The organism is Rhizobium sp. RSm-3 (assembly GCF_001854685.1).
In the GTDB taxonomy this organism is placed as follows: domain Bacteria; phylum Pseudomonadota; class Alphaproteobacteria; order Rhizobiales; family Rhizobiaceae; genus Rhizobium; species Rhizobium ecuadorense.
In genome coordinates this window covers 37,932-55,629 of the sequence record NZ_MAWZ01000020.1, presented here as the reverse complement: position 1 = coordinate 55,629, position 17,698 = coordinate 37,932, and the positions used below count along the sequence as shown (strand labels likewise).

Here is a 17,698-nt window from a genome sequence, read left to right as displayed (position 1 = left end):
TGCATCGAAGAAGACAACAGCTAGAAAGCGATTCTGGTTGTTCTTGGGCTGTTTTCCGGCTTTTCTATGCGCGGTTATCTCAGGAGAGGATTGGCATCACAATGGAACAACAGGACGACGAACTCATCCGTTTCGAAGCCCATGGCGCCGCGCCCTTGCCACCGGCTTCTGTCGAAGGTCATGTCGGACGCGCCGGCGCCCGCATCTGGTATGCGAGCTACGGCGCCGGGCCTGCCGTCATCCTGCTGCATGGCGGCCTCGGCCATAGCGGCAACTGGGGCTATCAGGTCCCGGCGCTGCTCCAAAGCGGCCGCCGCGTCGTGCTGATCGACAGCCGCGGCCATGGCCGCAGCAGCCGCGATGCACGTCCCTATACCTATGAGCTGATGGCTGCAGACGTGCTTGATGTCATGGACGAGCTCTCTCTTGAGAAAGCGGCCTTTGTCGGCTGGAGCGATGGCGCCTGCATCGCGCTGATTCTCGCCGCGACGGCGCCGTCACGTGTCGCGGGCGTCTTCTTCTTCGCCTGCAACATGGATCCGAGCGGCACGCTGGAATTCGTTGCGACCCCGGTCGTCGACCGATGCTTCAGTCGCCACGCCAAGGATTATGCGGCATTGTCCGCCACGCCGGACGATTTCAATGGCTTCGTCGAGGCGGTCAGCCTGATGATGCGGACGGAGCCGAATTATCGGGCCGAAGATCTCGGCCGCATCCGCGTGCCGGTTGCGATCGTGCTCGGCGAACATGACGAGTTCATCAAACCGGAACATGCCGAATATCTCGCCCGCAGCATTCCGGACGCTCGGATGATCACTCTCAAGGGCGTCAGCCATTTTGCGCCGCTGCAGCGGCCGGTCGAGTTCAACGCCGCAGTGTTGTCCTTCCTCGACGGGCTCCCGTCTTGAATGGCTCCCTCTGGCCTCGCGCCCATTTGCCGCTATCTCTTGCTGTATGAGACCTGATGCACTGCTTTATCCCGCCCCGGAAGGGCTCTATTGCCCGGAAGGCGGCTTCTATGTCGATCCTGTGCGGCCGGTGGAACGGGCGCTCGTCACCCACGGTCATTCCGATCACGCCCGGCCGGGCCATGTGAACGTGCTCGCCACCCGCCAGACCCTCGACATCATGCGCCTACGTTACGGCGAGGGCTTCTGCGCCAGCGAGCAGAGTACCGGTTTCGGCGAGGAGCTGCTGGTCAACGGCGTCAAGGTGAGCTTTCATCCGGCCGGCCATGTGCTCGGCTCGGCCCAGATCGCCATCGAAAAGAACGGTACCCGCATCGTCGTCTCCGGCGACTACAAGCGCCGCCCCGATCCGACCTGCGCCGCCTATGTGCCGGTTCCCTGCGATGTCTTCATCACCGAGGCGACCTTCGGCCTACCGGTCTTCCATCATCCCGATCCGATGGACGAGACGGCCAAGCTGCTGGCCTCGCTCCGGCAGTTTCCCGAGCGAACCCATCTGGTCGGCGCCTATGCGCTGGGAAAGGCCCAGCGCGTCATCAGGCTGCTGCGCGATGCCGGTTACACCGAGCCGATCTACATTCATGGAGCCATGGAAAGGCTCTGCGACTATTATGTCGGTGAGGGCATCGATCTCGGCGAGCTGCTGCCGGCGACGATCGAGAGCCGCGACAGATCCGCGTTCAAGGGCGCGGTCGTCGTCGGCCCGTCCTCGGCCTTCGCCGACCGCTGGGCCCGACGCTTCAACGAGCCGCTGCCGGCCTTCGCCTCCGGCTGGATGATGGTGCGCCAGCGCGCCAAACAGCTCGGCGTCGAACTGCCGCTGGTCATCTCCGATCATTGCGACTGGCCGGAACTGACGGAAACGATCCGCGAGCTGCACCCGGCCGAAGTCTGGGTGACCCACGGCCGCGAGGAGGCGCTGGTGCGCTGGTGCCAACTGCAGGGCATCAAGGCCAAACCGCTGCATCTGGTGGGCTATGAGGATGAGGCGGATTGAGATGAGCCGTGTGCTGGATCAATACCTGTCCATAGCCAACCTTGCTGCCGGCGCCGGCACTTTGGATGTGGCAGCGACGCCTGCTCCACACTCCCTCATTCCTGTGCTTGTCACAGGAATCCAGCCACCGCGCGTCGGCGCGGTGAATGACTCATGCAACGCTCAAGAGTTTCTCGCGCCCAAGGACTTGGGCGCACTGGATTCCTGTGACAAGCACAGGAATGAGGGTGGGGAGACGGGCGGCGCCCTGTATCAAGACCCCTCCAGTGCCGACCTTGCCGCCACTTTGGATGTAGAAGCGACGCCTGCTCGACACTCCATCATTGAGCCTTCCCCCCAAACCGGGAGGCTCTCATGAAAGCCTTCGCCGACCTCCTCGACCGCCTCGTCCTCACCCCCAGCCGCAACGGCAAACTCAAGCTGCTGACCGATTATTTCCGCGATACGCCGGATCCCGACCGCGGCTATGGCCTTGCCGCCATTGCCGGCACCCTGGAGGTGCGCAACGTCAAGCCCGCCATGCTGCGCGAACTGGTGCTGGAGCGCATGGACGAGGTGCTGTTCCGCTATTCCTACGACTATGTCGGCGATCTCGCCGAAACCATCTCGCTCGTCTGGGACAATGAGCGGGATATCGACCGCTCCGCCCTTTCCCAGCCGCGGCTCGGCGAGGTCGTCGCCGGCATGAATGCGCTCGGCCGCACCGAAGTGCGCAGCTTCGTCCGCGACCTGCTCGACCAGCTGGATTCGTCCGGCCGGTTCGCCTTCATCAAGCTGGCGACCGGCGCCATGCGCATCGGTGTTTCCGCCCGTCTTGCCAAACAGGCGCTGGCCGATCTCGGCGACAAGGACGTCACCGAAATCGAAACCCTCTGGCACGGGCTGCAGCCGCCCTATGAGACGCTGTTCGAATGGCTGGCGGACGGTGGCGAAAAACCGGTGCTGGCGACACCGGCGATCTTCCATTCCGTCATGCTCGCCAACGCGGTGGAGGAGGGGGACTTGAGCGGTCTCGATCCCGCCGACTACGCCGCCGAATGGAAATGGGACGGCATCCGTGTCCAGCTCTCCCGTTCCGGCGACCGGCGCAAGATCTATTCACGCTCCGGCGACGACATTTCAGGCGCTTTTCCCGATATTGTCGACGCCATCAGTTTTTCCGGCGTCGTCGACGGCGAGCTGCTGGTCGGCGGCACCGCCCGCTCCAACAGCCCGACCCGCACCTTCTCCGACCTGCAGCAGCGCCTCAATCGCAAGACGGTGACGCCGAAGATGCTGGCCGACTATCCGGCCTTCATCCGCACCTATGACCTGCTCTTCGACGATGACGAGGATGTGCGCGGGCGGAGCTATACCGACCGCCGCGACCGTCTGACCGAGATCATCGATCGCGCCCCCCACGACCGTTTCGACCTCTCGCCGCTGGTGCCTTTCTCGTCCTGGGACGAGCTCGACCGCCTCCGCGCCGCCCCGCCGGATCCGGTCATCGAGGGCGTGATGATCAAACGCCGCGACAGCATCTACCAGGCCGGCCGGATGAAGGGTCCCTGGTTCAAGTGGAAGCGCAATCCCTATAATGTCGATGCGGTGCTGATGTATGCCCAGCGCGGCCATGGCAAGCGCTCGAGCTACTATTCCGATTTCACCTTCGGCGTCTGGGCCGACGACGAGGATGGCGAACAGCTGGTGCCCGTCGGCAAGGCCTATTTCGGTTTCACCGATGCCGAGCTCGAAGTGCTGGACAAATTTGTGCGCAACAACACCACCGAGCGCTTCGGGCCGGTGCGCGCCGTGCGCGCCGACAAGGATTTCGGCTTCGTCGTCGAGGTGGCCTTCGAGGGCATCAACCGCTCGACGCGGCACAAATCGGGTGTCGCCATGCGCTTCCCCCGCATCGCCCGCCTTCGCCCCGATAAGCCGCCTTACGAGGCCGACCGGCTGCGCACGCTGATCGCCATGATCGACGCCAAGCCGGAATAATCTCAAATCCGCCTGCGCAACAATGACGCAGTCCCAAAATTTCAACAGGATGTGTATTGGCGGCAACGATCTTCCGGTGCAAATCTTGTGTGCCGGGAAAATGATTTGGGTGCTGCGTTATGAGCTCGCATGAACGAAATTCCTTTTTCCGCCAACGCCGCGCCGTGCTGGCGGGGCTTGCCGGTGCGCTCGTCCTGCCGCGCATGGCGGCCGCTTTCGATGTCCCGGACGAGCCGCGCCTTGCCAAGCATGATTACGCCAAGGTGCGCAGCCATTTCCGCACGAAGCTGTTGCAGAAGGGGCCGGCGCCAGACAAATACGAACCGCTGAGCGCGCCTGCCGACGCCGAGAAGATCTTTTACCGCTCCGGCTATGGCGAACTCGAACTGGCCGCCTGGGTGTCGAAGTACAAGCGCGAGCGCACCGCCAAGCCGGCCGTGCTCTTTCTGCACGGCGGCAACGCCATGGGCATCGGCCACTGGGAGTTGATGAAGCCCTATATGGATGCCGGCTATGTCGTGATGATGCCGTCACTGCGCGGCGAAAACGGCCAGATGGGCAATTTCTCCGGCTTCTACGATGAGGTCGACGACGTTCTCGCCGCCGCCGAGCGCATGGCGCATCTGCCGGGGGTCGATTCCGGACGCCTATTCATCGCCGGCCACAGCATCGGCGGCACGCTGACCATGCTGACGGCGATGAGCACGCATAAATTCCGCGCCGCCGCGCCGATTTCCGGCAATCCCAATGCCTTCCGCTTCTTCGACCGCTATCCCCAGGATATCCGCTTCGACGACAGCAATGCGCATGAGTTCGAGGTGCGTTCGGCGCTCTGTTACGCCGAAAGCTTCAAATGTCCCGTCCGTGTCGTCCACGGCACGGAAGAGGTCCATTTCAACGACCGGGCCGATCTGCTCGCCCGCCGCGCCCGCGCCGCCGGCATCCATATCGAGACCGAAACCGTCGCCGGCAACCACACCTCGGCGCTGCCGGCCGAGATCGAACAGAGCATCCGCTTCTTCCATGGGGTGGCGGCCTGATTTCGCGCCGTTGCTTCAGATGCAGGCCAATTAGGCCTATATTTCTGGCATGACGACGAACGCAGAGACCGTGATCGTGCCGAACGACTTCCCCGAGCTGAAATCGCTCGTCTGGAATCGGGATCCCTTGCGCGCGATGCCTGCCCGCGAGGCCTTCGCGTTGTATGAACGCAACTGGCGTTTCGTCGATACAGGCAAACTGACTGAGCGGGAGATGCGACTGATCCGTGATCTCGCCGCCGCCTATGGCAACGGTGTTCTGCTCGTCTCCTGATTTTCCGCCTCAACGCCAGCCTCGCGCCAGCCGCGGATGCCATCGTCGCGCCAGATATCGCTGTCTCGCCGATCGTTGATAAGGGTGGTTCCATGAATTTTCTGCTCCGGGTCTTCCCGCTTGCCGGGCTCGTGACTGCAGTCGCGTCGCTGAGCGGCTGCAACATCCTCATTCCCGATGTCGCCGCCGATTCGCCCGCCCGCTTCGTCCAGGAAACCTCGCCGGTCTTCTATCAGCCGCCGGGCGTCGATCCGCGCCGGGTGCGGCCCATTCCCGATCAGCCGGTGCCGCAGACGCGCGAGCTCTACCAGACCCAGTTCCACCAGACCTACGGCCTGCCGGTCAGCAATCCGGTGCACATGGCGATGTATGGCGCGCTGCGCGATGAGGATTTCACCCTGCCGGCGATTCCGGTCAGCCGGGTGCAGCCGCAGTTCCTGCGCCAGGAAGTCGATTACCAGACGACCGAGCGCCCCGGTACTGTCATCGTCGATACCAAGGCGCATTTCCTCTATTTCGTCGAGGCTAACGGCAAGGCGATGCGCTACGGCGTCGGCCTCGGCCGCGAGGGTTACGCCTGGTCGGGCCGCGGCGTCATCCAGTGGAAGCAGAAATGGCCGCGCTGGACACCGCCGGTCGAAATGGTCTCGCGCCAGCCCGATGTTCGCGCCTTTTCGGCCGAAAACGGCGGCATGAATCCGGGGCTGCAGAACCCGCTCGGCGCCCGCGCCATGTATATCTTCAAGGACGGGCAGGATACGCTCTATCGCATCCACGGCACCCCCGACTGGCAGTCGATCGGCAAGGCCACCTCGTCGGGCTGTGTGCGCATGCTGAACCAGGACGTCGTCGATCTCTATGACCGGCTTCCCGCCAAGGCGGAGATCGTTGTGATGTAGCGCTGCAACAGCGCCGCTGATATCGTCCGATCGAGGCCGGACACGTCTGCGTGAAGCTATGGTTTATTTGGCGCAAGCCGATAGATCTTCTGATGTTGTTCTCGGCATCGGGCGAATCGCCGTTCACGCGCGGTTTCGTCCGGCTCCCGCATCAGAGGAAATCAGTCCCGCGTCATGAGCTTCGATAGACATCTTTCCCGCCGCAGCTTTCTTTCCTTTTCGGCATTGACCGCAGCCTCCGCGCTCACCGGTTGCGCCTCTTCGGCCAATACGGTCACTTCGGGCGATACGACGATCATCTACCGTTCGCCGATGCGCCTGTTCCAGTCCCCGGGAGCATCGAGCGTGCCGAGCGGGGCCGAGCTTGCCGTCATGTATGGCCCCGTCGAGGATGGCGGCTTTCTCATCCCCGCCGTTCCCTATGAGCAGATCGACCCGCGCTACTATCGCCAGCGCGTTCTCGACCCAACCGGCCAGCCGCCCGGCACCATCGTCGTCGATACGCCGTCGCGTTTCCTCTATCTCGTCCAGGGTGACGGCATGGCGATGCGCTACGGTGTCGGCATCGGCCGCGAGGGTTTCGCCTGGCAGGGCTCGGGCGTCATTCAGTGGCGTCAGAAATGGCCGCGCTGGAAGCCGCCGAACGAGATGGTCGCCCGCCAGCCGGAACTCGTCAAATATTCGATCGACAACGGCGGCATGGAGCCGGGCCTGAAGAACCCGCTCGGCGCCCGCGCGCTCTATATCTTCTCGAATGGCGAAGACACGCTCTACCGCCTGCACGGCAATCCCGACTGGCGCTCGATCGGCAAGGCGGTCTCCTCCGGCTGCGTACGGCTGATGAATCAGGATATCATCGATCTCTACGATCGCGTTCCGACGAAGGCGCCGATCGTCGTCTGGCAGTGATGTCAATCCGGGCGGCCGAGATCCGGTCGCCCGATCTTGCCTGATCCAGACGGCCGTTCAGGGGTAAAAGCTTCCGCTTTCCACCGCTTGGAAAGTTTTATTTTCAAAAAACCATTGCTTAATTCGCTAAATAACCTACATCGTGCGTATCGAATTGCTTGCGACCTTTGTCCAGGCGCTGAAGCGCTCCGTCAGATATCCTCTCAACATCGATACGGCTTGTCGGACATTCCGCAAGCGAAACACAAACGGTTGAAAAGGAGATCGTTATGAATTCAGGCGTCGTCAAGTGGTTCAATGGCACCAAGGGTTTCGGCTTCATTCAGCCCGATGATGGTTCTACGGACGTTTTTGTCCATATTTCAGCGGTCGAACGCGCCGGCATGCGCGAACTCGTTGAAGGCCAGAAGATCCGTTACGATCTCGTTCGCGACAAGAAGTCGGGCAAGAATTCGGCCGACAACCTTCAGGCCGCATGATTTGTCATTCGCCTATGCTGACCAGATGCTGGCAGCGCGCTGACCACGGATGTACTGGCAGCGAGTTGACCTATTGGCAGAGAAATGGCTGAGTGACTGGAAGAGGTCGGGTGCCAACCCGGCCTTTTTGCTTTGATCGCTGGTCATCCGGAACGGCTCCCGGTCGTTCTGATTGACCGGTTGAGCAGCCGAAGAGTTGAAGGGACGCTGAAATGGGCAGGCCAAACTATCAAATCGGCGATATGATCGTGCTGAAATCGGGTCTCACCCGCACGGCGAAAGCCGATAAGCGCTGCCGGATCGCCAGCATCCTGCCCAACGACCACGGGCATGTGCAATATCGCGTCCGGTTCGATGCGGAGAATTTCGAGCGCCGCATCACCGAGGCCGACATCGATACCGGGGAATCGCCCTCCAGGCTTTCCCCCGAGGCGGCGGCCAAATCCGACGGCGCCGAGCCTTGGCTGAAGTTTTCGAGCATCCGGACGGGCAAGTAGTCCAGCCGTTTTCACTATCACAGCGCGGCTTGGCCGCCGACAGGAAGGATATCGTTTTGCAGGTTCTCGTCAGGGATAACAACGTCGATCAGGCGCTCCGCGTGCTCAAGAAGAAGATGCAGCGGGAAGGCCTTTTCCGGGAAATGAAGGCGCGCAGCGCTTTTGAAAAGCCGTCCGAGAAGCGCGCCCGAGAAAAGGCCGAGGCCATTCGCCGCCAGCGCAAGCTTGCCCGCAAGAAGCTGCAGCGCGAAGGCCTGCTGCCGGCACCGAAGAAAGTTCTCCGCGCCCGCTGATCCCCGGCCGCGGAATCGCGGCCAACGTGGAATCACGGCCCCCGCCGTGAACAGCCGTGGAACCATGGTTTCGGCCACGGGGCCATGGCTAAATCAGCCGTCATCACCTGAGAAAGGGGCACATGACCGCCACCAAGGGAGAATTCTTCAATCCCGCCAAGCTTTCGTCGCGCGACAAGGCGGAAGCGACCGATCACACGGCGCGCGCCATCATCGCGGCCGAGGCATCGGCCCGTGACAAGAAGACGGAAAAGCTGAAGGCCCTGCGTCTGCAGCAGGAGGCCGAGGCAGCACCTGAAGCGGCGCCTGCCAAGAAACGCCGGTCGCCGGCCAAGGCGGCTGTGAAGCGGCCCTGATCCTCGGGCGCACACCCGTTTTGGGCTGGCCCGGCGGATGCGGTCAGTCGCCGCTCGTGGCGGCCCGGCCGAGATTGCCCCGCAGCCGATGCAGCATGTCGCGCATCGCTGCCAGTTCCTCGAGGGTGCAGCCGGCAGCTTGGCCGATCGCCGTCATGATCGTATCGATCTCCCCTTTCATCGCCTCGCCCTTCGGGGTCAGCGACACGATCACCTGCCGTTCGTCGCGCAGGTCGCGCAGGCGCTTGATCAGTCCGCTTTGCTCCAGCCGTTTCAACAGCGGCGACAGCGTGCCGGAATCGAGATCGAGCTGTTCGCCGATCGTCTTCACCGGCAGTTCGCCGCGTTCCCACAGCACCAGCATCACCAGATATTGCGGATAGGTGAGACCCACCCTGTCCAGGATCGGCTTATAGGCGCGGGTGAAGGCGTGCGCCGTCGCGTAGACCGCGAAGCACAACTGCTTTTCCAGCCGTTTCTCCTCCTGCGGTATCTCCATCGTTTTTATCGTCTGCGCTTTCATATCCATCATCCCCAGAGCATGATGCCGAAAAGTGTGAGCGATTTTCGGATGACATCATGCTCTCACTCTTTAACGTAGGCCGAGCCGGCCTAAAATCATCCTGCTCTTAAGGCCGTGATTGTCGTCTTTTCCTTGTCGAAATGCAATTTGCAAAATTCACTTGCGTACAATTTAATTGTGCGATAATAAAAATCCAACCCGATCGAAGGGTCAACCAAAGGAGATCGTCATGCCTATTCTCTATACGACCAAAGCCTCTGCCACCGGCGGCCGCGCCGGCCGCGCCGTTTCCGAAAACGGCGTTCTGGACGTGACCCTGACCGTTCCGAAGGAACTCGGCGGCGACGGCGCAACCGGCACCAATCCCGAGCAGCTCTTCGCTGCCGGCTACTCCGCCTGCTTCCTCGGTGCCCTGAAATTTGTCGCGGGCCAGCAGAAGGTCAAGATTCCAGAGGAAACGACGGTCTCCGCCAAGGTCGGCATCGGCCCGCGCGAGGATGGCACCGGCTTCGGCATCGAAGTGGCCCTGACGGTCGACATCCCCGGCCTCGACCGTGAAACCGCCGAGAAGCTCGCCGCCGCTGCCCACATCGTCTGCCCTTACAGCCACGCCATGCGCACCTCGACCGAAGTTCCGGTCACGGTCGCCTGATCCGGGCGCGTCCAGTGAAATGCGGGCGATGGCTTTCGGCTTCGGTCGGGGCCGTCGCTTTTCTGTTGCTGATATCAACGTAGTGCTCGTCGCATGGGTTGCCGTCGATCCGCGATCGCAGCCCCTCACCCTAACCCTCTCCCCGTAAAAACGGGGAGAGGGGACGTGCCCTGCGAGAGGTTGGTGGGGAACGGAGAGGTCGCGGCTTGCCCCCTTCGCCCCGCGAGCGGGGAGAAGGTGCCGGCAGGCGGATGAGGGGCAAGCCCGCGCCCTATTCGCCCATCGCCCGCCCGCTATGGCGCGGCCGGCGCAGCGGCGTCTCAACCGCCATCCCGGACACTGCCAGCAACTCCTGCCGCAGCCGCGCCGAACCGCCATCCGGCAACCTGCCGTCAAGCATCGCATGCGTCTCTTTCCAGATCGGCAGCGCTCTTGCGAGCACCGCCTTGCCTTCGGCGGTGAGAACAAGCAGCCGGCGGCGTCGGTCCTTCGGATTTTCCATCACCATCACCCAGCCTTTGCGCTGCAGCGGCTTCAGCGCCGCCGTCAGTGTCGTCTGGTCCATGGCGAGCAGAGAGGCGACCGGCCCCATCGGCGGCGGCTCCGGCCGGTTCAGCGACATCATCAGCGAAAACTGCCCGTTGGTCAGCCCGGCCGGCCGCAACGCGTCGTCGAACAGCCGGGCGAGCGCCCGTGCCGCCCGCTGCGCATGCAGGCAGAGGCAGGTATCGCGCACCAGCAGCGTTGTAGAGAAAGGAATTTCAACCGAATTTGACATGCCTCATTTCTATTGATATCAATGTATTTAGTCAAGGAGAAGGAGATGTGCCGGCTCGCCGGCAGCGCCGGAGGAGGGCGCATCCCATGCAGAATGAGGTTGTGTCCCGTGAACAATGGCTTGAGGCCCGCCGTGCCCTGCTCTTGAAGGAAAAAGAGGCGACGCGGCTGCGCGACAGCGTCAATGCCGCCCGCCTGGCGCTGCCCTGGGTGAGGGTCGACAAGGATTATGTTTTCGACACGCCCGAGGGCAGCAAGTCGCTCGCCGATCTCTTCGATGGCCGCAGCCAGCTGCTGATCTACCATTTCATGCTCGGCCCGGATTGGGATGCCGGCTGTCCCGGCTGCTCCTTCCTGTGCGATCACGTGGACGGCGCCCTGCCGCATCTCAACCATCACGACGTCACCTGGGTCGCCGTCTCGCGCGCCCCGCTTGACAAGATCGCCGCCTACAAAAGCCGCATGGGCTGGAAATTCCCCTGGGTCTCGTCCTTCGGCAGCGAATTCAATTTCGATTATCACGTCTCTTTCAGCCCCGATGACCTTGCCAAAGACAAGGTCCTCTACAATTTCACCGCTATCGAGCCGGCCGAGGCCCATGACGAACTGCCGGGGCTGAGCGCTTTCTACCGCAATGACAAGGGCGAGGTCTTCCATACCTATTCGAGTTATGCCCGTGGGCCGGAGGAACTGATCGGCACCCTGATGATCCTCGACCGTGCCCCGAAGGGCCGCAACGAGGACGGCACGATGAATTTCGTGCGTCGCCACGACGAATATGAGGAGGCCGCCAAGACGCCATCCTGCTGTCACTGAAGTTAAAGCCAACATCACGCAAGGGAGAGAAGGACGATGAAGACCGCAGAAGCGCTGAAGGAACATTCCTTCCTGGAAAGGCTGATCGGCGAATGGACCGTCACCGCACCGGAAATGTCCGGCGACGAGCCCTGGACCGAAACCGTCCGCTCGCTGCACGGCATCTGGTGGGTTGCCGAAGGCACGGGCCGCATGCCGGATGGCAAACAAGGCACCAGCATCCTGACGCTTGGCTACAACGCCGCCAAAGGCAAATATGTCGGCAGCTGGATCGGCAGCATGATGGACTACATGTGGGTCTACGAGGGCGAGCTCGACGCTTCGGGCAACATTCTGGATCTCTATACCACAGGGCCCGACTTTAATAGCGAAGGGCTTGCCGATTACCGCGAGCAGATTGCCTTCGTCGACGCCGATCACCGCACCTTTATCTCCAGTGTCAAGCAGGCCGACGGCTCATGGAAGCAGTTCATGGAAGCGCGCTACACCCGCAAGATCTGACAGTCACGGCGCGCAAATATCGGAAAAGCGGCGCCTCCAAAGGGAGAGTATGATGTCTGAGACGCATGGAAAGTTTATCTGGTGCGAGCTGATGACCCCCGACACATCGGCTGCCGTGACATTCTACAGCTCTGTCGTCGGCTGGACGACTTCCGAAATGAAAGTAGAGGGCATGCCGCCCTATACGATCTTCGAGGCGAACGGCATCGGCGTCGCCGGCCTGATGGAATTTCCGGCCGAACTCGAGGGCAGCGGCATCCCGCCGAACTGGACGGGTTATGTCGATGTCGACGACGTCGACCAGGCGGCCAAGGATTTCGCCGCCAATGGCGGATCGGTCCGCCGTCCGCCGGACGACATCCCGGGCGTCGGCCGCTTTGCCGTCGTTGCCGATCCGCATGGCGCGGTGCTCTGCATCATGACGCCGGCGCCGATGGACAAAGCCTGGCCGGAACTGGCCCCCGATGCTTCAGGCAATATCGGCTGGCATGAACTCTATGCCGGCAATGGCAAAGACGCCGTCGCCTTCTATTCCAAGCTGTTCGGCTGGACGAAGGACAGTGAAATGGACATGGGCCCGATGGGCGTCTACTACCTCTTCGCCCGCAACGGCAAGCAGATCGGCGGCATGATGACCAAGCCGGACAACATGCCAATGCCCTTCTGGTGCTATTATTTCATCGTGCCGGCGCTTGATGCCGCGATCGAACGCGTCACCTCAGGCGGCGGCAAGGTCGTCAACGGCCCGATGGAAGTCCCCGGCGGCAGCTGGATCATCCAGGCGACGGACCCGCAAGGCGCCTTCTTCTGCCTGGTGGCGCCGAAGCGGTAGACAGTTGCCTTCAACCGTGGCCCCYCATCCGCCTGCCGGCACCTTCTCCCCGTAAAACGGGGAGAAGGTGATATGCCAGGACCTCTCGGTTCCCATTTACCTCGCGTAGAGCACGTCCCCTCCGTTTGGGGCCGAAGGAGATTTGTTGCGGGCCGCGATGGCGGATGAGGGGGCTGCACGGCACCCCCTCACCACCCATCACCCCGCCACCGAAGCAAAGAACCCTTCCGGGCTGTCGACTTCCACCAGCCGCTTCTTCTCGATTAGCCAGAACCGGTTGCCCACCGCCCGCACGAAACTGCGGTCGTGCGAAACCAGCAGGCAGCTCGCCTCCTGCGCCATCAGCTCGCTTTCGAGTGCTTCCTGTCCCTCGATATCGAGGTGATTGGTCGGCTCGTCGAGCAGATAAAAATTCGGCTCCGTCAGCCTGAGCACCAGCATGCCGAGCCGCGCCTTCTGGCCGCCGGAAAGCTGGCCGATCGGTTTTGCCTGCATGTCGATCGTCATGCCGGCCCCGGCCAGCAGCGCGCGCGCCCGCTGATCGCCGACATCGAAGCGGCGGATGATCGTGCCGATCGGCGTGTCGGTATCGGCAAGGTCGGCAAGCGCCTGATCGCCATAGCCGAGAACCAGCGACGGCGTCGTCTTGATGCCATCCCGAGCGGTCTCCGGTCTTTCGATCGCCTGCTTCAGCATCAAGACCAGCCGCGATTTGCCGGTGCCGTTGAGACCGAGAAGCACGATCCGGTCGCCCTGGCAGATGAACTGCCGGCCGGTCTTGACGAGCAGCGTGCCATCCGGCGTCGTCACCGCCGCATCCTCCAGCGTCACCAGCACCTTGGCATGGGTGCCGCGGTTGGAAAGCCGGATGGCGCCGGCAGTGCGTTCCAGATGCGCCGGTTTTGCCGCATCCTCCAGTTTCTCCGCCCGCTGCTTCAGCTGTTTCGTCTTAACGACGAGCAGATCGCTGCCGGAATTGATGCCGATATTGTTGAGCTTGGCCGCCTGCTTGCGCAATTGCTCCGCCGCCTTCATGTCGCGCTCGTAGCGCCGGGCTTCGGAGGCGTCGGCCTCGTCGAGGGCGGCGCGCGCCCTGCTATAGGGCAGGGCGAAGACCGGCGATTGCTCTGGCCGCAGGAACAGCGTCCGGTTGGTCGTCGCATCGAGGAAGGCGCGGTCATGGCTGGAGAGGATAACCGGCACGTCGCGCGGCAGCGCGTTCAGCCAACCCTCCAGCTGGGCGATCTTTTCGAGGTCGAGATGGTTGGTCGGTTCGTCGAGCAGCAGCACGTCGGGTTCGCTGACCCAGCTGCGGGCAAGCATGGCAAGCCGCTGCCATCCGCCGCTCAACTGCTTCAGCGGCCGCCGACGCATGACCTCCGGCACCTCGAGCGATTCCAGCACCACGTCGACGCGCCAGCTTTCGCTTTCGGCCTGATCCGCCGGCAACGCCTGCAGCACTGCATCGTAGAACGGCGTGTCGAAAAGGGCGGCCGGCACATTCTGGGCGACATGGCCGACGGTCAGTCCGCGCGCCTTGGTGATCTCACCCGCGCTCGGCTCCAGCGCGCCGGTGATGCAGGCAAGCAGGGTCGATTTCCCTCGTCCGTTGGCGGCGACGAGGCCGATGCGGTCGCCTGAATTGACGACGAGATTGAGTTTTGAAAACAGCGGATTGCCCAGCGTTACGCCGAGATTGCGGATATTGATGAGGGTCATGATCGTTCTCTGGTCTTGACCGGGGACGCGATCCGGGGCGTTCAGCCATCACGGAATTGCGCCTATCGGGCCCGGGAAGTTTACAGGAATGCGGGAGCCAACCATAGGTTACGGCGCCGCATTGGCCACGAAGGGCAGACCAGGAAGAGATGTCGGGAAACGGTCTCTGGGTCAGCCCTGCAAACGCATTTGCAGGGCGTCGACGGGACCACGCTGGCGATTAAACCGGAAATAATACTGCATGGCGTGATCCTCCTTTCTCGAAAGGGTTGCAGGATTGAAATACCATTGCCTGGAGTAGGAGGCAAGGGAGGCGCCGTTGCCCGGCGCCCAAGAGAGCCTCAGGTGCACTGGTGGTTGGACGCGAGGAGCAGCGCTGGAGCGTGTCCTTCGAGGCTCCGGCCTTTGGCCTACGCGCCTCAGGATGAGGGAGGGTGCCGCGCTCCCGAAAGGTAGGGGAATGGAAAGGTGCCGCTGGCGGAGGCTCCCGATGCTCTCGAGAAACGTCGATGCGCCGTTCAGAAGTCATTGACGGCAAAGGTTACTTATTGCTCCAACCTTTTGCTGCAGGTCCGCAAGGGCTTTGGCAGCCAGTTCAGTACCCAATTGTTTGTACGTCGTGATGTCGGCCATCTTTTCGGCGAAACAGGTGCAATAGGTTTGGATTTGCTGCTGGGTAATAGCTTGGTTGAGTGAGGCCTGCTTTCGAACGCAAGCAAACTGGGCGTCGGCGATGAATGATTTTCGAGCTTCGCCACCGATTGCTTCGTCGCGAGAGAACACAAACTCTCCGTAGGCAAAAAGGCCGACGAAAATTGTGACAAAGAGCGCCGCGAACGTGACTGCCCCCCGGATGGCACTTGCGTTCGACTTAGCTTGCTCCCTTTTGAAAACGTTTCGTATGGCTGCAATCACCACAAATAATAGTGGCGCGGCGAGAACCTGCCCACCTAAAGCGCTAATCGTTTCCGCACTCCGAGTGTGGGCGTAGTTTGCTAGTTCAAAGCCTCGACCGTTCACGGCCTGAAGTAACAAGATGGCAGCGCTGAGACCAACGCCAATATTGGCGCTTCTCCAAAGGCTCCACCTTTGCGCCTCACGATGCCCGATCGCCTCGTCCATAGTCATGCCCTTCTCCTCCAAGTCGCCGCGGTAGCTGTCATAGGTTGAATTTGTTATATCTTGCAAGTATGGCATCGCTTTCGAACTGGGGACATGAAGCCTTTTCATGGCGAAACGGGCTAGGATGCCGCGCTCTCCCCAAGGCGGGTGGGAATGGACAGGTGCCACTGGCGGAGGCATTGCTGCTTCCTCTGAAATCACCCACCGACACCGCCAGCCAACTCCAGCCGCCGCCCTATCCCGATGCTCTCGAGAAACGTCTCATCATGACTGACGACCAGCAGTGCGCCGTCATAGGCACGCAGCCCGGCCTCGACCGCTGATATCGAATCTATGTCGAGATGGTTGGTCGGCTCGTCGAGGATCAGCAGCGGCGGCGGTGCGGAGCCGAGAACGCAGGCAAGGCCGGCGCGCAGCAATTGTCCGCCGCTCAACGTCGAGACAACCTGCAGCGCCGCGTCGGCCCTGAACATGAAGCGGGCGAGGGCGGCCCGGCAGGTGTTTTCATCGGCCTGCGGGTTGATCCGGCGGAAATTGTCGCGGATCGAGGCCGAGGGATCGAGAAGGCTGACCTTCTGATCGAGCATTGCAAAGCCGGTCATCACGGCGACGGTGCCGGTCCAGGGCTTGAGCTCGCCGGTGATCAGCGAAAGCAGCGTCGTCTTGCCCGAGCCGTTGCGGCCGGTGACGGCAACGCGTTCCGGTCCCGTCACGTCGAAGGAGAGATCGCCGATGACCGGGTCACCCGGCCGATAGCCCGCTGTGACGCCCTCCATCTTCAACACAATCTTGCCGGCGGAGAGCCCAGTCGGCGGCAGGCGCACCGACAAGGGCTGGAGGATCTCGATCTTTTCGCGCGCGGCCGTCGCCTCCTCCATTGCCTGGGCGCGCCGGCGTTCGGCGAGCCGGGCGTTGTCGCCGCCGGTCGTCTCGCTGCGCTCCTTCATGCCGCCGAGCATGATGCGCGGGATGCCGCCCTTGGCGGCCATCTTCCGCCCAGTGCTGTCCCTGTGCGCCTGGCGCTCCACGGTCGCCTGCGCCTTCCGCGCAACCTCGGCCATACGCTTTTCGGCATCGGCGAGATCGTGCTCTGCCGCCGCAAGTTCCAGCGCCTTGCGCTCGCGATAATGGCTCCAGTTGCCGCCATAGCGGGTGGCGCCGAGCGAGGTCAGTTCGACGATCGCATCCATGCTTTCGAGCAATTCCCGGTCATGGCTGACGATGATCGCGCCGGCCCGCCAGCACGATATCAGCGCGATCACCGCCTCGCGGCCGTCGCGGTCGAGATTGTTTGTTGGCTCGTCGAGCAGCAAAAAATCCGGTTCGGTGAAAACCAGCGCGGCAAGCCCGGCCCGCGTCCGCTGCCCGCCGGAGAGCGCAGCAAGCGGCGTCTGCGGCTCTGCGTTGAGCCCCGTGCGATCAAGCGCAGCGGCCATGCGCGCCTCCAGCGTCCAGTCCGCGGATAAAAGTTCGTCGGCCGTTGCCGTGCCGGTTTCGGCCCGCTGAAGGACGGCGAGCGCATCGGTCGCGCCGAACAGATCGGCGACGGTTTCATTGGGTGCCACCTGCACGTTCTGGCGCAGGATGCCAAGGCTGCCGCTGACGGACAGCGTCCCCGACTGCGGCCGGATGCCGCCGGAGACGAGCTTCAGCAGCGTCGTCTTGCCGACGCCGTTGCGCCCGACGAGGCCAGTGCGGTCAGTCCCGAAACTCAGGTCGAGATCGGAAAAAAGCGGCCGTCCGTCAGGCGTGGCCCATGAAATTTGCGAGAGAGTGATGGATGCAGGCATGGATGTGGATTTCCCCGTTGGCAAGGCGAACTGGCATTGCGATCGGGTTGAAATCCATTGCGGCACACATCCTGTTGAAATGGTCGATGGCGGGTAATTTAGGGGAGGAAAGCAGGTGATTCAAGGCAGGGAACAATCACGCTTTCTTCCAGAAAGCCGCCCCTCACCCTAACCCTGCCGGGGTCGAGCCGCTTGTCTCGACCCGTCCTTCGGACCCCCGTAAACGGGGCGAGGGGACGTGCCCTGCGAGGCGCTGGTGAGTACGGAGAGGTCG

At 62.5% G+C, this 17,698-nt stretch carries 20 protein-coding genes; 15 read left to right on the top strand and 5 right to left on the bottom strand.

Features of this window, described 5'->3' with window-relative positions:
- Nucleotides 1–101: 101 nt before the first annotated feature.
- The 11 genes from BBJ66_RS18250 (at nt 102) to BBJ66_RS18195 (ending at nt 8,692) form a co-directional block, all read left to right on the top strand.
- Entirely contained in the window at nt 102–908 is an 807-nt protein-coding gene (locus tag BBJ66_RS18250) for an alpha/beta fold hydrolase (RefSeq protein WP_049734504.1), read from the top strand.
- Nucleotides 909–954: 46 nt separating this feature from the next.
- Nucleotides 955–1,965 (top strand): ligase-associated DNA damage response exonuclease, encoded by a 1,011-nt coding sequence (locus BBJ66_RS18245; RefSeq protein ID WP_071088773.1) that lies wholly within the window; start codon nt 955–957, stop codon nt 1,963–1,965.
- 354 nt (nt 1,966–2,319) lie between these two features.
- On the top strand, nt 2,320–3,945 hold the full coding sequence (locus BBJ66_RS18235; protein ID WP_071088769.1) for a cisplatin damage response ATP-dependent DNA ligase: 1,626 nt from the start codon (nt 2,320–2,322) through the stop codon (nt 3,943–3,945).
- A gap of 119 nt (nt 3,946–4,064) precedes the next feature.
- Nucleotides 4,065–4,985, top strand: coding sequence for an alpha/beta hydrolase family protein (locus BBJ66_RS18230; protein ID WP_049734501.1), 921 nt, complete (start codon nt 4,065–4,067; stop codon nt 4,983–4,985).
- Between the two features lie 49 nt (nt 4,986–5,034).
- Nucleotides 5,035–5,259 (top strand): hypothetical protein, encoded by a 225-nt coding sequence (locus tag BBJ66_RS18225; protein ID WP_071088767.1) that lies wholly within the window; start codon nt 5,035–5,037, stop codon nt 5,257–5,259.
- Nucleotides 5,260–5,351: 92 nt separating this feature from the next.
- Entirely contained in the window at nt 5,352–6,158 is an 807-nt protein-coding gene (locus BBJ66_RS18220; protein ID WP_071088765.1) for a L,D-transpeptidase, read from the top strand.
- 174 nt (nt 6,159–6,332) lie between these two features.
- The gene (locus BBJ66_RS18215; RefSeq protein ID WP_003569537.1) at nt 6,333–7,067 is read left to right on the top strand and encodes a L,D-transpeptidase family protein; all 735 of its coding nucleotides are present in this window, start codon (nt 6,333–6,335) and stop codon (nt 7,065–7,067) included.
- A 269-nt stretch (nt 7,068–7,336) separates the two neighbouring features.
- The gene (locus tag BBJ66_RS18210) at nt 7,337–7,546 is read left to right on the top strand and encodes a cold-shock protein (RefSeq protein WP_003546468.1); all 210 of its coding nucleotides are present in this window, start codon (nt 7,337–7,339) and stop codon (nt 7,544–7,546) included.
- A 212-nt stretch (nt 7,547–7,758) separates the two neighbouring features.
- A complete protein-coding gene (locus BBJ66_RS18205; protein WP_071088763.1) occupies nt 7,759–8,043 on the top strand; it encodes a cold-shock protein in 285 nt (94 codons plus the stop codon).
- Nucleotides 8,044–8,099: 56 nt separating this feature from the next.
- Nucleotides 8,100–8,336: a 30S ribosomal protein S21 gene (gene rpsU, locus BBJ66_RS18200; RefSeq protein ID WP_003569533.1), complete on the top strand. Its 237-nt coding sequence runs from the start codon at nt 8,100–8,102 to the stop codon at nt 8,334–8,336.
- 122 nt (nt 8,337–8,458) lie between these two features.
- Nucleotides 8,459–8,692, top strand: coding sequence for a hypothetical protein (locus tag BBJ66_RS18195; RefSeq protein WP_003580252.1), 234 nt, complete (start codon nt 8,459–8,461; stop codon nt 8,690–8,692).
- 43 nt (nt 8,693–8,735) lie between these two features.
- On the opposite strand, the gene BBJ66_RS18190 is transcribed toward BBJ66_RS18195, so the two are convergent.
- Entirely contained in the window at nt 8,736–9,224 is a 489-nt protein-coding gene (locus BBJ66_RS18190) for a MarR family winged helix-turn-helix transcriptional regulator (RefSeq protein WP_049734498.1), read from the bottom strand.
- Nucleotides 9,225–9,444: 220 nt separating this feature from the next.
- Between BBJ66_RS18190 and BBJ66_RS18185 the strand changes: the two genes are divergently transcribed.
- Nucleotides 9,445–9,867: an organic hydroperoxide resistance protein gene (locus BBJ66_RS18185; RefSeq protein WP_064837534.1), complete on the top strand. Its 423-nt coding sequence runs from the start codon at nt 9,445–9,447 to the stop codon at nt 9,865–9,867.
- Nucleotides 9,868–10,138: 271 nt separating this feature from the next.
- Here the strand turns inward: BBJ66_RS18185 and BBJ66_RS18180 are convergent, their stop codons facing one another.
- Nucleotides 10,139–10,645, bottom strand: coding sequence for a MarR family winged helix-turn-helix transcriptional regulator (locus BBJ66_RS18180; RefSeq protein WP_071088761.1), 507 nt, complete (start codon nt 10,643–10,645; stop codon nt 10,139–10,141).
- 86 nt (nt 10,646–10,731) lie between these two features.
- Between BBJ66_RS18180 and BBJ66_RS18175 the strand changes: the two genes are divergently transcribed.
- The 3 genes from BBJ66_RS18175 to BBJ66_RS18165 are packed head-to-tail and all read left to right on the top strand — an operon-like array spanning nt 10,732 to nt 12,793.
- A complete protein-coding gene (locus BBJ66_RS18175; protein ID WP_071088759.1) occupies nt 10,732–11,460 on the top strand; it encodes a DUF899 domain-containing protein in 729 nt (242 codons plus the stop codon).
- Nucleotides 11,461–11,496: 36 nt separating this feature from the next.
- Nucleotides 11,497–11,961, top strand: a complete 465-nt coding sequence (locus BBJ66_RS18170) for a DUF1579 domain-containing protein (RefSeq protein ID WP_049734494.1) — start codon at nt 11,497–11,499, stop codon at nt 11,959–11,961.
- A gap of 52 nt (nt 11,962–12,013) precedes the next feature.
- Entirely contained in the window at nt 12,014–12,793 is a 780-nt protein-coding gene (locus tag BBJ66_RS18165) for a VOC family protein (protein WP_071088757.1), read from the top strand.
- A gap of 198 nt (nt 12,794–12,991) precedes the next feature.
- Here BBJ66_RS18165 and BBJ66_RS18160 read toward each other — a convergent pair whose 3' ends face one another.
- From BBJ66_RS18160 to BBJ66_RS18150, 3 genes are all read right to left on the bottom strand, one after another.
- Nucleotides 12,992–14,512 (bottom strand): ABC-F family ATP-binding cassette domain-containing protein, encoded by a 1,521-nt coding sequence (locus BBJ66_RS18160; RefSeq protein WP_071088755.1) that lies wholly within the window; start codon nt 14,510–14,512, stop codon nt 12,992–12,994.
- A gap of 525 nt (nt 14,513–15,037) precedes the next feature.
- Nucleotides 15,038–15,640, bottom strand: coding sequence for a hypothetical protein (locus tag BBJ66_RS18155; RefSeq protein WP_128146184.1), 603 nt, complete (start codon nt 15,638–15,640; stop codon nt 15,038–15,040).
- 191 nt (nt 15,641–15,831) lie between these two features.
- Nucleotides 15,832–17,424 carry an ABC-F family ATP-binding cassette domain-containing protein gene (locus tag BBJ66_RS18150; RefSeq protein ID WP_071088751.1) on the bottom strand — a complete coding sequence of 531 codons (1,593 nt, stop codon included), beginning with the start codon at nt 17,422–17,424 and terminating at the stop codon, nt 15,832–15,834.
- Nucleotides 17,425–17,698: the final 274 nt, after the last annotated feature.

What these genes read in the sequence shown, in the direction of transcription:
- BBJ66_RS18250 (WP_049734504.1), top strand. Translation starts at nt 102, where the DNA reads ATGGAACAACAGGACGACGAACTCATCCGTTTCGAAGCCCATGGCGCC.
- BBJ66_RS18245 (WP_071088773.1), top strand. Translation starts at nt 955, where the DNA reads ATGAGACCTGATGCACTGCTTTATCCCGCCCCGGAAGGGCTCTATTGC.
- BBJ66_RS18235 (WP_071088769.1), top strand. Translation starts at nt 2,320, where the DNA reads ATGAAAGCCTTCGCCGACCTCCTCGACCGCCTCGTCCTCACCCCCAGC.
- BBJ66_RS18230 (WP_049734501.1), top strand. Translation starts at nt 4,065, where the DNA reads ATGAGCTCGCATGAACGAAATTCCTTTTTCCGCCAACGCCGCGCCGTG.
- BBJ66_RS18225 (WP_071088767.1), top strand. Translation starts at nt 5,035, where the DNA reads ATGACGACGAACGCAGAGACCGTGATCGTGCCGAACGACTTCCCCGAG.
- BBJ66_RS18220 (WP_071088765.1), top strand. Translation starts at nt 5,352, where the DNA reads ATGAATTTTCTGCTCCGGGTCTTCCCGCTTGCCGGGCTCGTGACTGCA.
- BBJ66_RS18215 (WP_003569537.1), top strand. Translation starts at nt 6,333, where the DNA reads ATGAGCTTCGATAGACATCTTTCCCGCCGCAGCTTTCTTTCCTTTTCG.
- BBJ66_RS18210 (WP_003546468.1), top strand. Translation starts at nt 7,337, where the DNA reads ATGAATTCAGGCGTCGTCAAGTGGTTCAATGGCACCAAGGGTTTCGGC.
- BBJ66_RS18205 (WP_071088763.1), top strand. Translation starts at nt 7,759, where the DNA reads ATGGGCAGGCCAAACTATCAAATCGGCGATATGATCGTGCTGAAATCG.
- BBJ66_RS18195 (WP_003580252.1), top strand. Translation starts at nt 8,459, where the DNA reads ATGACCGCCACCAAGGGAGAATTCTTCAATCCCGCCAAGCTTTCGTCG.
- BBJ66_RS18190 (WP_049734498.1), bottom strand. Translation starts at nt 9,224, where the DNA reads ATGATGGATATGAAAGCGCAGACGATAAAAACGATGGAGATACCGCAG.
- BBJ66_RS18185 (WP_064837534.1), top strand. Translation starts at nt 9,445, where the DNA reads ATGCCTATTCTCTATACGACCAAAGCCTCTGCCACCGGCGGCCGCGCC.
- BBJ66_RS18180 (WP_071088761.1), bottom strand. Translation starts at nt 10,645, where the DNA reads ATGTCAAATTCGGTTGAAATTCCTTTCTCTACAACGCTGCTGGTGCGC.
- BBJ66_RS18175 (WP_071088759.1), top strand. Translation starts at nt 10,732, where the DNA reads ATGCAGAATGAGGTTGTGTCCCGTGAACAATGGCTTGAGGCCCGCCGT.
- BBJ66_RS18170 (WP_049734494.1), top strand. Translation starts at nt 11,497, where the DNA reads ATGAAGACCGCAGAAGCGCTGAAGGAACATTCCTTCCTGGAAAGGCTG.
- BBJ66_RS18165 (WP_071088757.1), top strand. Translation starts at nt 12,014, where the DNA reads ATGTCTGAGACGCATGGAAAGTTTATCTGGTGCGAGCTGATGACCCCC.
- BBJ66_RS18160 (WP_071088755.1), bottom strand. Translation starts at nt 14,512, where the DNA reads ATGACCCTCATCAATATCCGCAATCTCGGCGTAACGCTGGGCAATCCG.
- BBJ66_RS18155 (WP_128146184.1), bottom strand. Translation starts at nt 15,640, where the DNA reads ATGACTATGGACGAGGCGATCGGGCATCGTGAGGCGCAAAGGTGGAGC.
- BBJ66_RS18150 (WP_071088751.1), bottom strand. Translation starts at nt 17,424, where the DNA reads ATGCCTGCATCCATCACTCTCTCGCAAATTTCATGGGCCACGCCTGAC.